The following is a 15,061-nucleotide window of genomic DNA, read 5'->3' on the forward strand; positions in this document are numbered from 1 at the left end:
CACCTTCGAAGCCAGTTCGGCAACCCGGCAGGCCGCGTCAACACACTTGGGCGAGGTGACCGGCACGGGCACGTGGGAGCTGCCTTTCCCAACGGCCCTTGTCGTCGACGAAACAGGCGTTGTTGCATGGTCGGATGTAACGCCGGACTGGATGAGGAGAACTGAGGCCGACGCCATCATCGACGCCGTCCGATCAATCATCATCCAAGTATAGAACTCCTCAGAAAAATAGCAGCGATGCCATGGTTTGCACATCTCGGGTCGATCGAAACGCTAGCGGTCGACGCGAGCAATTTGCCGCGTTCACTCCAGGACCGAAAGCCCGGCCGCAGCAATACCGGCAAGCGCACACGCTTCGTCATTGTCCGAGGTGTCGCCGGTCACACCCACTGCCCCGACCAACTGGCCGTCTTCGTCGACGATGAGCACACCGCCCGCCGCAGGCACGACGCCGTGCGGAGAGATAGGCCCGAGCGACGCGATGAACGTCGGTCGCTCCGACGCCATCTCGGCGATCTTGCGACTCGATACCCCAAGCGCGAGCGCCCCGCCTGCCTTGGCCATCGCGATCTGGGGCCGCAGCGTCGACGCCCCGTCTTCACGCTCCAGCGCGACGAGGTGCCCGCCACCATCGAGCACTGCCACGCAGAGTGGCTTGAAACCGAGCTCCACCCTCCGCTGCAGCGTCGCCGTGACAATCTTACTGGCAAGTTCGAGCGTGATGCGCATCATGCATGAGTCCTTTGTATCGACCGCTATCCGAGACGACGGGTAATCGGCGTGAGGTTGACCGGGATCATGGCCTGTGTGGAAATGCCTCTACTGCCTTCAGCGATCCCGCGGCGGCCAATTTGCATCACTACCGCTCACAAATATGGCCCGGTTGACCGGCCCAAACAAATGCTTTGCGGCCCACGTCGGTGGTCGATCGTTAAAACGGTCATGCGGCGGCCGGAGCTCGTCGACTGCGAACGTGCGATAATGGAGTACGGGATGATGGACGATCTTGTGGCGAGTCGAGTTGGCCTCGACGTGGTCGAAACGGGAAAGGGCGTCGGCGCAGAGGTTCGGGGTATCGATCTTCGGACGCTCGACGATCGGCAGTTCGACAACCTCCACCAGGCCTGGCTCGACAATCTGGTCCTGCTCGTCCGCAATCAATCGCTGTCGGACGCGGACCTGATCGCTTTCAGCCGCCGGTTCGGCGACCTTGATCTCGCGCCCGTCCAGGAGACCGGCCGCCGCTTCGTCGAGGGATTGCCCGAACTCTATGTCGTCTCGAACGTGGTCGAGGGCGGCGTCCCGATCGGTAGCCTCGGCAATGGCGAGGCGGTCTGGCACACCGACATGTCCTATGTCGAAGTCCCGCCCCAGGCGAGCGCGCTCTATGCGCTGGAGGTGCCACCGACGGGCGGCAATACGAGCTTTATCGATATGTACGCCGTATACGAGGCGCTGCCCGATGACCTGAAGGCGCGCATCGCCGGACGCCGCGTAAAGCACGACGGCACCTACAATAGCGGTGGTTTCCTGCGTCAGGGCGTCACACCGAGCGACGACCCGCGCGTGGCTCCGGGCAGTCTGCACCCGTTGGTCTACTCGCATCCAGAAACCGGACGCCCCGCGCTGTATCTCGGCCGCCGCCGTAATGCCTATATCGATGGCCTGGATCTCGCCGAATCCGAAGCGTTGCTCGACGCGCTTTGGGATCATATCGACGGCGACCGGTTTGGCTGGAGCCATCAATGGCGCAAGGGTGACCTGGTGCTGTGGGACAATCGCTGCACGATGCACCGCCGCGATGCGTTCGATCCGGCCGCGCGGCGTGTGATGCACAGGACGCAGATCAAGGGGACGGGCCGACCTGCATGACGGGCGGTAGCTTGAGCCGGTCCGACGCGGTCGCGCGTCACGTCCCGCGGTGGATGAGCATCCCCAACCGCATCCTCGCGGTGCTCTGCCTGATGTATCTGGTCCTTTATATCGACCGGGTGAACCTGGCGACGGTGGGCCCGCGGATGACTGCCGAACTGGGCATGAGCAACACCCAGTTCGGCCTGGCGATCTCCGCCTTTTCCTATCCCTATGCCCTGATCCAGCTATTCGGCGGTCGGGTCATCGATCGCTTCGGACCGCGACGCATGCTGCTGATCTGCGGTGCGATCGTCTGCGTGGCGACGGTGTTGACTGGGCTAGTCGGCGGGATGGCATCGCTGTTCGCATTGCGTCTCGCACTCGGCATTGGCGAGGGGTTCGCTTTTCCTGCTGCAACGCGCGCCATGGCAACATGGCTGCCGCCGGCGCGCTGGGGCTTTGCACAGGGGATCACTCACGCCGCTGCGCGGCTTGGCAATGCGCTGACCCCGCCGCTGCTGGTCGGCTTGATGGCGCTTGTATCCTGGCGCGGGGCATTCGTGGTGCTAGGTCTTGCGAGCGCGGTCTGGGTGATACTGTGGCTTGTGGTCGCGCGGGAGAATCCGGAACGACATCCCGGCATGTCAGACAAGGAACGCGCCGAACTGGCCCCGGCCGCCCAACAGGCTGCCACCACGCCTCCCGTTCCATGGTGGCGGCTCGCGCGGCGGATCGCGCCCGTCACCGCCGTAGATTTCTGCTACGGCTGGACATTGTGGGTGTTCCTAACCTGGCTCCCTTCGTTCTTCTTCAAGAATTTCGGGCTCGACCTGAAGCACTCGGCGCTGTTTTCGGGTGGTGTGCTGTTGGGTGGCGTGATCGGCGACTGGGTCGGTGGAGCAGCAAGCGACTATATCTACCGGAGGACCGGCAGCTTGCAGGCGGCGCGGCGCAATCTGATCATTGTCGGGATGGTCGGCGCGTTCGTGTTTCTCGTGCCCGTGGTCCTAACCCATGACCTGACGACGGTCGCGATATGCCTGTCGCTCGCGTTCTTCTTCTCCGAGCTCGTGGTGGCGCCGATCTGGGCCGTACCGATGGACATCGCGCCGCAATATGCCGGCACCGCCAGTGGCATGATGAACTTCGGCTTTGGTATCGCCGGTATTCTCTCACCGCTGGTGTTCGGCGCGGCGGTCGATCTGACGGGAAGCTGGTCGATCCCGTTCTGCGCATCGCTGGCGCTACTCCTGGTCGGCGCAGGTCTGACGTTCTTCATGCACCCGGAAAAGCCCTTTCAAGCCGACGGACCTCGCTGAGTCGGAGTGGGGAAAGCACCGCTTTGCAAGGCGTGGTGACATATCGCGTGAAATCTAATTGCCCTGATCTCGGCCGAAACTCAGGATAGAACGGTCTGTCGCGTATCTGCGCTGCTGCGTTGCGCCGCTGGCCGGAAGAAGGCAGCTTACACGTTCACGGAAAGGGAGACCGGATTGTGTCTGTTGCTGTCCTGGATAGCCATCGGCTGACGCTCATCGCGCTCGTCCCCGACAACGCTGTCTCGATGTTCGGACGGTTCCGGGAGTTTCCGCGGTTTGGCGATGCGCAGCATATCGCTGTTCGCAGCCGTACCGCTGCCGAGCGAACGGCGCTGGCCGCCCGGATCGATGCCACCGTATCGGCCTCCGATCGTGCCGTCATGCTCCTGGCACAGGGCAGTGCCTGCGCGGCCGCCGCGTGGTGGGCCCGACTGTCGCCGAAAGCCTATACCGCGAACGTTGCCGGCGCCTTGTTGGTCGCCCCCGAAGGCACGAGCTTGGACCACCGTAACTTCGCGGCGCCAAAAATCGGCCTTCCCTTCCCATCGATCGTCGTCGGCGCCGATGACGAAGCGCAGCGCCTAGGCGTGGAATGGGGCAGTCGCCTCATCGATGGCCCGCTCCTGAACGCGATGACGGCGCCGACCAACCGCCTGCGCGCCATCATCGAACGCTTCACTTCCGCCGTCGTCGAGCGCGACGTCGTGGCTGCGCATCGCATCATCCAGGCTATCGGAGACGCCTAGCTGGATGCCGGCCGTCGAGTGAGACCAGCCGAATGTCGAGCAACGTGAGCGCTCTGGCGAATACTGCCCGACTTCCTGTTTGGGGGCGGCACCCTCCCGTATCGTCGCGACAAAGCAAACCTATCCGATCAACGCATCTTTGCTTGCTTTCAATTCCCATCGGCCGAGGGGATATTGGAGATGCAAAGGAGGTGGATATGCGAAACGTCGTCGCGAGGATGCCCGTGTTGGAGTGGCCCACGCTCGCCATCGCCGTCCTGATCTACGCCGGTTGGATCGCGCTTACCGCGTTCCAGGCGCAGGTTCCGCTGCCCGTACTGATCGTCTTTGGCGGCTGGCTGGTCGCCTGGCAGGGATCGCTGCAGCACGAGACGATCCACGGCCATCCGACCGGGATTGGCCGGATCGACAGCGCCATCGGATTTGCCCCGTTGTCGCTCTGGCTGCCGTATCGGCTGTATCGCCGAAGCCATATTGCGCATCACGGTGCCGAGGTGATCACCGATCCCCGACATGATCCTGAATCGCGCTACCACCTATCCCGACACGATGCCCTCGCCGCCTCGCTGCAATCGACCTTGGTTGGCCAGATGATCTGCGGCCCGGTGCTGTCGATCGGAAGATTCCTATTCGGCGAGATGCGACGCGCCGTTCGCAACCCCGGTGCCGTCGCGCGGGACTGGGTGCCGCATCTGCTCGGCGTAGCTGCGATCCTGTGCTGGCTGGATCATGTCGGACTGAGCCTCGCCAAGTATGTGCTGGTATTCGTCTATCCGGGCGCCGCGCTGACGATGCTGCGCTCCTATGCCGAGCATCGCGCCGATCTCACGAGTCCCGGACGCGCCGCCATCGTCGAGCGCGGCGGCCTGTTCGCGCTGCTGTACCTCAACAACAATCTCCATGCCGCGCATCACGAACGTCCGGGGCTTCCCTGGTATCGCCTGCCGTCCTATCACAGCAGCCACCGTGACCGGTTCGTGGCGCAAGGCGCGCCGGTCTATCGCGGCTATGGTGAGATCATCCGGCGTTTCGCGTTTCGATCGCACGACGACATGCTCCATCCCGATGCCCGGCAACATACCGCATGAACTGCTTGGTCGCGTCGCTCGGGATGTACGATCATCCGGCGCAGCAGCGCGCCAACGATCGGCTCTGGTCCGCGATCGTCCGCATTCTGCGCACCCTGGGGGTCGAAGACGTGCCCGATGTCCTCGACCGGGAGCGCCACGTCCATGATCTCTGGCGGGACCCGAACCTGCTGTTCGGGCAAGCGTGCGGCTATCCGCTGATCGCCGACGATAGCCTTGCGCTCCAAGTTATCGCCTTACCGATCTACGATATGCCGGGGTTCAACAGCAGCGACGCGACACATGCCAGCGTACTGGTGGCGCGCGCGAACGATGGACGTAGATCGCTGGTCGACTACCGCGACACCCGCGCCGCGATCAACGATCCGCAGTCGAACACAGGCATGAACCTGTTCCGCGCGACGTTAGCGCCGATCGCCGAAACCAGTGTCTTCTTCGCTCGTGTTGTGCAGACCGGATCGCATCGCGGCAGCGTCGCGGCGATCGCCGCAGGGAACGCAGATATCGCAGCGATCGACACCGTCACCTATGCGACGCTGATGCGTCACGAACCAGATCTGACCGCCCCCCTGAAAATCGTCGCCCGTAGTCCGGCTTCTCCGACGCTGCCGTTCGTGACGTCCGCTGCGACGAGCGTCGAGACCATCGCAGCGCTGCGACTAGCGTTGCAACAGATCATGACGGACCGACGCCTGGCGGAGGCTCGCGCCATCCTCGGGCTGGCGGGGATCGTCACCGCGAACCTCGACGCGCTGGCCCCGATCCACGCGCTGAAACAAACGGCGATCCGCTTCGGCTATCCGGACCTGCGATGACCGCCCCGCGACATCATCAGGCGCCTAATCTCAGCTACGTCATCGTGAGCCTGCGCGGCGCCCGCACTGCTTTGGCAGCACATCGATACTCCAAGCGGCCTCGAAGCGCTCAAACCGGAATGTCACCGCGTATCGTTACGCGTTCCATCCTGCGGCGCGCAGGCCAATAGTCTGCGACGGGATAATGCTGTGTCGCACGATTGTCCCAGATGACGACGGCGTTCGGCGACCACCGGAAGCGCACCTGATATTCGGGTACCTTGAACCGATCGAGCAGATACCCGAGCAGTTCCGCGCTCTCGACCTCGTCCATCCCGTCAATCCGACTGGTGAAGCTCGCATTGACGAACAGGACCGGCTTCCCCGTCTCGGGGTGCACGCGGACGATCGGATGATGCTGTGGCGGAAACTCTTGAGCGAACGCGGCTCGGCGGTCGGGCTCGATCCGGTCGCCGAAATCGAAGAGCAGGTCATGCGTCGCGGTCCGCCCTGCGATCCGCGCTTTCACCTCGTCGGGAAGCCCCGCATAAACCGCGGCGGCATCGGCCCACAACGTATCCCCACCAATCTCCGGGATTTCACGGGCGCGCAACACCGCCCCCATCGAGGGTGCGGCGCGGAAGGTTACGTCGGCATGCCACTTGTCGAGCGTCTGGAAGCGCTGGTTGCCGGCGTTGTCCTCGACGCGTCCCTCCGAACCGCGAATGTCGAGGATCTCGGGATATCCCGGCACATGCTTGATGACCGGATGCCCTTCGAGGTCACCCCACACCCTGGCCAGCGTCAGATGCTGTTCGTGGGTAAGATCGAGATCGCGAAAGAACAGGACTTTGTAGCGCAGCAGCAGATTACGTAGAGCCGCAGCCACATGGCCATCGATCGACCCGTCAATGCGAAGGCCGGAGACTTCCGCGCCCAGAACCGGGCACGATGGAGCGACCGATAGACCCGCAGTGTCGGTCACACCCGCTGGATCCAGCGTCTCCCGTTCGATATCAGCCAAAGCAATCCTCCAACGACGATCAGAACCCCTAGCCGGGCAAGCTCGGCCGAGGCCGCAACGAGCAATGCTCCGCACACCAGGATCACGCAGGTGGCGACTGCCGCTCCAAGCGGCAAGTGAAAGCGCGCTTCCGGAATGCCGCGCTGGCGACGAAGACGGAGTAACGCTGCGGCGCACCCCATGAAGATCAGCAGCCGCGACGCGCTTGACGCTGCGATGCCCGTGACGAAATCGCCACCGAGTGCCAGCACGATGGCGGCGATGCCCGTTGTCACGATAGCCCCGTCCGGCGTCCCCCTGCCTGACGCGATACGGCCAAATACCGATGGCAATTGGCGGCTTTCCGACAGCGCGAGCATCAGCCGCGGAGCCGTGATCCATTGGCTGACGAGCGTACCGAGCACGATCACCGCGGCCGCGATCTCCACGCCGCGCGCAACCTCGTTCCCGAACAAGCGGCCGAGCAGATCTCCTACCGGGTGCTCGCTGAGCGCAAGATCCGGCACGCCGCGCCAGCATGCGGCGATCACGCCCGCATACAGCGCGGTGACCACCGCCATCCCGACGAGCAGTGCGAACGGAACGGCGCGGCGCGCGTCTACCACCTCGCCCGCGACCGCAGTTGGTCGTTCGAACCCGATGAATGCGAAGAACATCAGGATCAGCGCCGTTACTGGCTGTACAGCTGTAGTCGGTAAGGTAGCGGGAACCGCTGGTGCGGCAAGGCCGGCGATAGCCACTCCCGCTAGCAGTCCGAGCTTAAGCACGGTCAATGCACCACTCGCGATTGCCGAGCGCCCCATGCCTGCACAGGTCAGGACGGTCAGTCCCAGTCCCGTACTGACCACTATGAAGGTGTGTGCGTCAGGTGCCACCATCGTTGCGAAGAGGTTGAGCAAAGACGCTGCAGCCAGGACGGTCGCCGCCCACAACAGCCAGCCTGCCGCAAACCCCGCAACCGGACCGAAGGCTGCCGTGCAATATTCGACAGGACCGCCGCTTCCGTCCATGCGACTGCCAAGCTCCGCAAGGCATAACGCTGCGGCTAAGGCGAGGATGGCGGCACCGGCTACGACCCACCCGGTGGAGGCGCCGGCAAGCGCGTAGACCTTGCCTGGCAGGCCGAGGATCCCTGCGCCGACGACGCAATTGATCGTAAGCGCCGTCAGTCCCCACCGGCCAAGGGCACGCGCGAGACCGGTGCCGTCCGGACCGGCTGCCTCTCCCGCGTCTTTCGAACCCGAATTCATCACCGATCCGTTTCGAGCGCGGCCAAGCCGCTGTCGGGGAACAACGCGTCGATGAACCCGAATTTCGTCATGTCGGCGATCCGTTGCGGATACAGAACGCCGTTCAGGTGATCGAGCGCGTGCTGGACGACCCGTGCGTGAAAGCCCCAGGCCTCTTGGACGAGGTCGCGACCGTCCTCGCCGATACCGCGGTAGCGGATATGCGTCGCGCGGGGCACCGATCCCCGCAGGCCCGGGATCGACAGGCATCCCTCCCACCCGTCCTCGGTCTCGTCGGTCAGGATGTCGACCTCCGGGTTGATCAACGTGGTCATGGGCACCGGTGGTTCGTTTGGATAGCGGGGGTTGTCGTCGAAGCCAAAAACCATGACGCGCAGCTCGACCCCGATCTGCGGCGCTGCCAGGCCGACGCCGTTTGCCGCGGCCATCGTCTCGTACATGTCAGCAATGAGCGTTCTCAACTCTGGGGCGGCGAGGTCGACCACCGGCCGCGCAATGCGGAGAAGGAGCGGATCCCCCATCTTCAGGATCGGTTTGATCATAACAACCCCGCCAGCTTGGTGACCATCTCTCAGCCCTCACCCACTCGTTGTTTTGCAGGATCAAAATCATGCCATGCCAAGCCGCCGAAAGCCGAACGATGCAGTGCAAAACAAAAGCTCTGTCCACAATCCATACCGCGAGCATAGGGATATAGTCATACAGGGCAAGCAGCGGCAAACGCTGACAAAAGGGGTATCATGGCAGCACATCCGTCATCGAGGACGCGCGCGCTCTCGGCGCTCGCATTGATTGCAGGCATGGCAGCTTCGCCAGTTACCGCGCAGTCGACCGCGCAGTCGCCTGACGCGGCTGAGGCCCGCCCTACGGACGACGTTGGCGAGATCACGGTCACCGCTCGTCGACGGGAAGAGAGCCTGCTGACCACGCCGGTTTCCGCGACGGTTCTATCTGGCAGAAACCTGGTCCAGCAGAACATCCGCAACTTCCAGGATTTGCGCGGCGCCGTGTCCAATCTCGAACTGGTACCCCTGCTGTCGGGCGGCACGAGCTTTACCATTCGCGGGATCGGGCAGACCTTCAATCAGGTCAATTCAGACACCAAGGCCGGCTTCTACGTCGACGAGATGTACGTCAGCAGGCAGGAAGGCAACGATCTCTACTTCTACGACGTCGCGTCGCTGCAGGTCCTGAAGGGTCCGCAGGGAACGCTGTTTGGCAAGAACACGACGGCAGGCGCGGTGTTGCTCACGACGCAGCGTCCGACCGATCGGTTCGAAGGCTATGCGCAGGTCCGCGCTGGCAGTTTCAGGAGGATCGATACCGAGGGTGCGCTCAACGTTCCGCTGACCGACGGCGTCTATGCCCGGGCGAGCTTTCGCACGCAGAGCGTACGCGGCTATATCAAGCACGTTCTGGACGACGACCGCAGCGGGAACGTCAACAATCAGTCGGGCCGCCTTCAGCTGCGTATCGACAAGGGCGGGCCTCTCACGATCGATCTGCTCGGCGAATATAACCGGTCGAAGACCGATGGCGGCGCGACCATACCCGTCGGCTGCCTTTCCACGGCGGGATACATCCAAAACTACGATGCCCTGCACGCCGTCCCCTATTGCACGGCCTATCCCGTGCTGGGGAAGGACTACACCGTCTATGGCGGCGCCTCTCTGCTTGCGCCTACCAGTGCGGCCGTGACTGACATCGCGCGCGGTGGCGATGCGGGCGGCATCTCACGCTATGCGGGCCGCGGCCCTTTCAACGACACCGTCGCGACGACGCTCAACAGCCGTCTCGGCTACGATCTGGGCGGCGGCATCGCCCTGCATTCGATTACCGCGTATCGCCGCTCGCATGCCCAGTTCTACACGCCAGTGAACGACGCCCCGAATGACATCTACGCGGAATATGATGACACGCGCAGCACGCAGTTCACACAGGAGCTTACGATCGGGGGCACCATTCTGGACGACCGCCTGACGTTTCTCGCGGGCGCCTTCTATTTCCAGCAGAAGACGGACTTCCTCCAGGATACAGGACCCGACTGGATCGATCCGCTTGGCTATGTCTACGACGCCTCGCTCAAGTATCGCAGCTACGCAGCCTTCGCGCAGGCGTCGTACAAGATCACGCCGAAACTGGAGGCGACTCTCGGCGGGCGTTACACCTATGATCGCAAGACGGGCTCCAGCTACGTCTTCTTCGCCGGCCGGGAGAACACGTTCCTCTACAACGGCGTGCCGACGCAGTGCGGCTATTTCAACGGGGACTTCCTCGGAGGCATCGCCAACTGCGGCGGTGCCCCATTCACAGCGCGCGATACCGATCACTGGGACGGCTTCGATCCGAAGCTTCAGCTTTCCTATCGCTGGTCCGACACGGTCTTCACCTATCTGACTGCCGCACACGGCTACAATTCCGGCGGCTTCAACCAGCAGTTGGGCGGCCCTTCAGCGGACGGACGCTTCCCGTCTTCCTACGACCCCGAAAAGCTGTGGTCGTACGAAGCCGGCGTGAAGCTCGACATTCTCGATCGGCGGGCGGTGATCAACCTCTCGGGCTTCTATCAGAAATACACCGATATCCAGGCGAGCGTGAACGTCCTGGTCGGCAACGTCTCTACGCGGCAGGTCCAGAGCGCGGCATCCGCTCACGAGGCAGGGTTCGAAGGCGAATTCGTGCTGCGGCCGGTGCAGGATCTGACGGTACGCGGCAACGTCTCGTATCTGACGCAGGGCTATGACAGCATTCGCCCGAACGCGGTGACGCTGACGCTCGATACGCCGGTCAATTCCGCACCGAAATACACCTACAGCGCGGCCGTAGCCTATGATCTGCATGTCGGAAGTGGGCTCGTGACACCCAGCGTCGACGTCCGTGGTATCGGCAAGAAGCCCGCGTGCCAGTCAGGTGCAGACTATGTTTGCCGCTTGCCGGCTTATGCCCTGGTCGGATTCCGGCTCGACTATTCGCCTGACGCCGACGGGCGCTGGCGGATCGGCGTTTACGGGACCAACGTCTTGGACAAGGTGACGCAGCAAGCCCGTACGGGATATTTCGGCGGCTTTGGCATTGACCGATACACACCCGGTCGGCCGCAGGAGTTCGGTATCGAAAGTTCGTTGCGGTTTTAAGGGGGATGTCGACGAGCCCAGACCGAGCTCACCAAGATACCGCAATGTTCCATGACGCACACCCGGACATTCGCGGGCTCATCCCCGCTTCCCAACTTCGGACGCTCGTTCATGCCGACGTCGCAACCAAGTAGCGCTGACTGATTTCTGGTCGTTCAGGACCAGTTTGCTACTTCTCGCATCAGGAAATCCTATCGGTAATCTCGGGGACGCGCAGCATCGCGAGCGCTGCAAAAATCATTACGATCGCGGCGAACGCCATCGTCCAGATCGGTTCGGTCGGGAAGAACGCCTTCAGCACCGACCCCATCAGCGTCGCGACCAGCAACTGCGGCAACACGATGAAGATGTTGAACAGCCCCATGTAGATGCCAAGCTTGGCTTGGGGCAGGCTCGATGCGAGGATCGCGTACGGCATGGCGAGTATCGACGCCCAGGCGATGCCGACGCCGACTTCGCTGACGATCAGTACCGTCGGATCGCGCACCACGAGAAAGCTCGCAAATCCCGCGGCGCCGCATAGCAAGCAGGCGATATGCGTTTTGACCCGGCCGATCCGTCTGGCCAACCGCGGCAGTATCAGTAACGCGACCAGCGCGGCGACGGCGTTGTAGACTGCGAACAACACACCGACCCAATCGCTGCCCGCATTGTAGGCGGCGCTCGTGGCATCGCTTGAGCCGTACATGTACTGGGCCACGACGGGCGTGGTGAAGATCCACATGATGAACAGCGCGGACCAGCTGAAGAACTGGACGAGTGCGAGGCGCTTCATGACGTTGGGCATCGCGGAGAAGTCGCCGACGATCTGGCTCAGCGCATTGTCGACATTGCCGCCACGCGCGAGGAGTATGGCTGCAAGGCTGGCGCCGCCATAGGCGACGAGCAGGCCGCCGAGGAGGTACACTTCCTTCTGCAACGCCAGTTCGGGCACCGCGACGACGACCGCGATCCCGGCGACGATCCAGGTGATGCTGGTCGCGAAGCCGCGGCTGGCGAGCGCGCGGACCGGAGCGCTGTGCGCCTTGTCACGGTCGGATTCAGCGAACGATGCCATCTGTTCGGGACTATATTCGCGCGTGCTGCCGACCGTCCACAGGACTGCAAGCAGCAGTGCCGCGCCGCCGAACCAGAAGCTATAGCGCACGGTGTCGGGAACGCCCGCCAGCGCATTGCCCGATACGCCGAGATGCGCGAGCACGAACGGGAAGATCGAGCCGACGACGGCGCCGGCGCCGATGAACGCTGTCTGGAGCGCATAGCCCGCGGTGTGCTGGTCTTTCCGCAGCATGTCGCCGACGAACGCGCGGAATGGCTCCATCGACACGTTGACCGAGGCGTCGAGCACCCACAGCGTCAGTGCGGCGAGCCACAGCATCTTCGCCTCGGGCATCACGAACAGCGCGAGCGCGGCGAGGACGGCACCGGCAAAGAAATACGGGCGGCGACGGCCGAAGCGAGTCCAGGTGCGATCGCTGTAATGGCCGATGATCGGCTGGACGAGCAGCCCGGTCAGCGGCGCCGCGACCCACAGATAGGAAAGGTCGTCGAGCGATCCGCCGAGCGTCTGGAAGATCCGGCTCATATTGGCGTTCTGTAGCGCGAAGCCGATCTGGATCCCGAAAAAGCCGAAGCTGATGTTCCACAGGCCGGCAAAGCCCTGGACTGGTTTCTCGGTCAAAACGCGGCTCTCCTGATCGGTCGCCACTTGTCTGCGTGGCGATCTGACGGACCGGCTTGACCCCAAGCGACCAGCAAAACAACTATGCATACGAATACCTTGCCCCGCCGCGCCGCCCGGCGGCATGAAGGCAGGCATGACCCAAATGCCGAAAACCACGCTTCACCTCCAAGGCGAGGAGCAGCGCCCGCTGATCGCGATCGACGATTTCTGGCCCGATCCTGACGCACTACGCGAGGATGCGGCGAGCCTGCGGATGGCGCCGATCGGTCCGCATTATCCCGGCGTCCGCGCCGAGGTGCCGCCGCGCCTCGCCGAGACGATGCGACGCCGGATCGCGCCTTTGTTGGTGGAGCATTTCGGGCTCGATCCGGCGCCGGCGGTGTCGGAGGCCTATTATTCGCTCGTCACCACGGCACCTGGCGATCTCGCGCCGATCCAGCGATTGCCGCATTTCGACGGCGTCGAGCCGGGGCGGATCGCCGTGCTCCTGTTCCTGGGGCGCGGCGAACAGGGCGGCACTGCGTTCTACCGCCAGCGATCGACAGCGTTCGAGACCGTCGATGCGTCGCGCCTCGGTCGGTTCAGGGCGGAACTGGAAGCGGGCGTGCAGGCGAACGGCGTGCCCGAGGCGTCCTACATCGCCGGCGACACGGCATTGTACGAACGTATTGCGGTACAGCCGGCGCGCTTCAACCGGGCGCTCGTCTATGCGGGGAATACGCTGCACTGTGCGTATCTTCCGCCCGAGGTGACGCTTAGCACGGACCCGCTGGCCGGTCGGCTGACGCTCAATCTGTTCCTGTTCGACGACTGAGCCAAGCGTGCGCGATGGGATAGTGAGTCTGCCTCATTTCAACACCCGCACTTCCCCGGCTGAGGCCGGAGCCCAGTTGGAAAGCACTGCGTAAGGGATCGCGGTCTTCATCAACGCCGTTTCCCAACTGGACCCCGGCCTTCGCCGGGGAGGTGGTGATGGTCGGCGTCAAGGCTGTTTCATGCCCCCACCCGTTACCTGTGGGGCTACCACGCCGTCGCGGCAGAGGCCTGTCGTCGCTACGCCCCGCTGCTCGCGCGGATCACCAGGCGGGTCGGCAAGGGCGGGTCGTCGGAAACCTCGCCGCGCAGTTTCGCCAGCAGCGTCCTTACCAGCGCCTCCCCTGCCCGGCGCGCGTCCTGCGTCACGGTCGTCAGCGGGGGGTTGGTCAGTTGCGCCGACGCGATATCGTCGAAGCCTACGATGGCGACGTCGTCCGGAATCGACTGCCCCGCGGCGGCCAGCGCGCGCATCGCGCCGATCGCGATGCTGTCGCTCGCCGCGAAAATTGCGTCATAGTCGGCGCCGCGTCGCGCGAGTTCGGCGATCGCATCCCGTCCGGCGTCTTCGGTGGTGATCGCATCGACCTGCAATGCGGCGTCCGCCGTCAGCCCCGCAGCCACCAGCGCGTCGAGATATCCCCGATAGCGGTCCTCCAGTTCGGGATACCGCCCGTCCGCGGCGCCCAGGAACGCGATCCGCCGCCTACCTCGCGCGATCAGGTGCGCGGTCGCCGCCTCGCCTCCGCCGCGGTTGTCGGAGCCGACCGTGATCCCAGCAGGCCCCGTACCGACCGCGCCCCAGCGCACCACCTTGGTTCCCTGTTCGGTAAGGTGATCGAGACGCGCGCGGTACGCCTCGTAATCGCCGTAACCAAGCAGGATGATGCCGTCCGCCTTGCGGCTGTCCTGATAATCGACGTGCCAGTCGCCCGACAATTGCTGGAACGAGATCAGAAGATCGTAGCCGGCACGGGCGCAGGCATGCGTGATCGAGCCCAGCATCGACAGGAAGAACGGGTTGATCGTCGACTCGTCTTCGGCCGGTTCCTCGAAGAACAGCAGCGCCAGCGTGTTCGCCGACTGGCTTCGTAGCGACGAAGCGTGCTTGTCGACCGCGTAATGCAGGCTGCGTGCGATCGCCTCGATCCGCTGGCGGGTCTGGGCGTTGACCGACTTCGACCCGCGCAGCGCACGCGACACCGTCGGCTGCGACACGCCCGCCAATTGCGCGATGTCGAACGATGTCGGTCGGCGGGCCATCCTCAGCGCCCTTGCCAGCGGGAGTGGTCCAAAAGAGACGCGATCTGCATGAACCAGTGAATACGTATGCTCGTCTCTTTTGCAACGGCCTC

Annotated in this window: 13 protein-coding genes; 7 read left to right on the plus strand and 6 right to left on the minus strand. The window is 63.8% G+C overall.

Translation table 11 applies throughout. The features are described 5' to 3' along the window. Positions 1 to 303: 303 nt before the first annotated feature. Positions 304 to 732 carry a GlcG/HbpS family heme-binding protein gene (locus tag O6W96_RS04470; RefSeq protein ID WP_353468446.1) on the minus strand — a complete coding sequence of 143 codons (429 nt, stop codon included), beginning with the start codon at positions 730 to 732 and terminating at the stop codon, positions 304 to 306. 261 nt (positions 733 to 993) lie between these two features. On the opposite strand from O6W96_RS04470, the gene O6W96_RS04475 reads away from it, so the two are divergent. The 5 genes from O6W96_RS04475 to O6W96_RS04495 all read left to right on the plus strand — a co-directional run bounded on the left by O6W96_RS04475 (position 994) and on the right by O6W96_RS04495 (position 5,822). After that, positions 994 to 1,872, plus strand: a complete 879-nt coding sequence (locus tag O6W96_RS04475; protein ID WP_353468447.1) for a TauD/TfdA dioxygenase family protein — start codon at positions 994 to 996, stop codon at positions 1,870 to 1,872. A gap of 11 nt (positions 1,873 to 1,883) precedes the next feature. Next, the gene (locus tag O6W96_RS04480; RefSeq protein ID WP_353468448.1) at positions 1,884 to 3,173 is read left to right on the plus strand and encodes an MFS transporter; all 1,290 of its coding nucleotides are present in this window, start codon (positions 1,884 to 1,886) and stop codon (positions 3,171 to 3,173) included. A 176-nt stretch (positions 3,174 to 3,349) separates the two neighbouring features. Further along, entirely contained in the window at positions 3,350 to 3,919 is a 570-nt protein-coding gene (locus O6W96_RS04485) for an alpha/beta hydrolase (RefSeq protein WP_353468449.1), read from the plus strand. 197 nt (positions 3,920 to 4,116) lie between these two features. Next, complete coding sequence (locus O6W96_RS04490) at positions 4,117 to 5,007, plus strand: fatty acid desaturase (protein WP_353468450.1); 891 nt, start codon at positions 4,117 to 4,119, stop codon at positions 5,005 to 5,007. After that, positions 5,004 to 5,822: a phosphate/phosphite/phosphonate ABC transporter substrate-binding protein gene (locus O6W96_RS04495; protein WP_353468451.1), complete on the plus strand. Its 819-nt coding sequence runs from the start codon at positions 5,004 to 5,006 to the stop codon at positions 5,820 to 5,822. Before O6W96_RS04490 ends, O6W96_RS04495 begins: the two co-directional genes overlap by 4 nt. A gap of 109 nt (positions 5,823 to 5,931) precedes the next feature. On the opposite strand, the gene O6W96_RS04500 is transcribed toward O6W96_RS04495, so the two are convergent. The 3 genes from O6W96_RS04500 to def are packed head-to-tail and all read right to left on the minus strand — an operon-like array spanning position 5,932 to position 8,617. Further along, entirely contained in the window at positions 5,932 to 6,786 is an 855-nt protein-coding gene (locus O6W96_RS04500) for a TauD/TfdA dioxygenase family protein (protein WP_353468452.1), read from the minus strand. After that, positions 6,783 to 8,075, minus strand: a complete 1,293-nt coding sequence (locus O6W96_RS04505) for an APC family permease (RefSeq protein ID WP_353468453.1) — start codon at positions 8,073 to 8,075, stop codon at positions 6,783 to 6,785. The genes O6W96_RS04500 and O6W96_RS04505 overlap by 4 nt, the downstream gene beginning before the upstream one ends. After that, positions 8,075 to 8,617 carry a peptide deformylase gene (gene def, locus O6W96_RS04510; protein WP_353468454.1) on the minus strand — a complete coding sequence of 181 codons (543 nt, stop codon included), beginning with the start codon at positions 8,615 to 8,617 and terminating at the stop codon, positions 8,075 to 8,077. Before def ends, O6W96_RS04505 begins: the two co-directional genes overlap by 1 nt. A 258-nt stretch (positions 8,618 to 8,875) precedes the next feature. Between def and O6W96_RS04515 the strand changes: the two genes are divergently transcribed. Continuing rightward, positions 8,876 to 11,209, plus strand: coding sequence for a TonB-dependent receptor (locus tag O6W96_RS04515; RefSeq protein WP_353468455.1), 2,334 nt, complete (start codon positions 8,876 to 8,878; stop codon positions 11,207 to 11,209). Positions 11,210 to 11,390: 181 nt separating this feature from the next. On the opposite strand, the gene O6W96_RS04520 is transcribed toward O6W96_RS04515, so the two are convergent. Beyond that, positions 11,391 to 12,980, minus strand: a complete 1,590-nt coding sequence (locus O6W96_RS04520; RefSeq protein WP_435372189.1) for an MFS transporter — start codon at positions 12,978 to 12,980, stop codon at positions 11,391 to 11,393. A 46-nt stretch (positions 12,981 to 13,026) separates the two neighbouring features. Here O6W96_RS04520 and O6W96_RS04525 point away from each other — a divergent pair, with 46 nt between their 5' ends. Further along, on the plus strand, positions 13,027 to 13,707 hold the full coding sequence (locus tag O6W96_RS04525) for a DUF6445 family protein (protein WP_353468457.1): 681 nt from the start codon (positions 13,027 to 13,029) through the stop codon (positions 13,705 to 13,707). Positions 13,708 to 13,946: 239 nt separating this feature from the next. Here the strand turns inward: O6W96_RS04525 and O6W96_RS04530 are convergent, their stop codons facing one another. Further along, on the minus strand, positions 13,947 to 14,969 hold the full coding sequence (locus tag O6W96_RS04530; RefSeq protein ID WP_353468458.1) for a LacI family DNA-binding transcriptional regulator: 1,023 nt from the start codon (positions 14,967 to 14,969) through the stop codon (positions 13,947 to 13,949). Positions 14,970 to 15,061 lie beyond the last annotated feature (92 nt).

This window comes from Sphingomonas faeni, assembly GCF_040407495.1.
Lineage (GTDB): Bacteria > Pseudomonadota > Alphaproteobacteria > Sphingomonadales > Sphingomonadaceae > Sphingomonas > Sphingomonas faeni_D.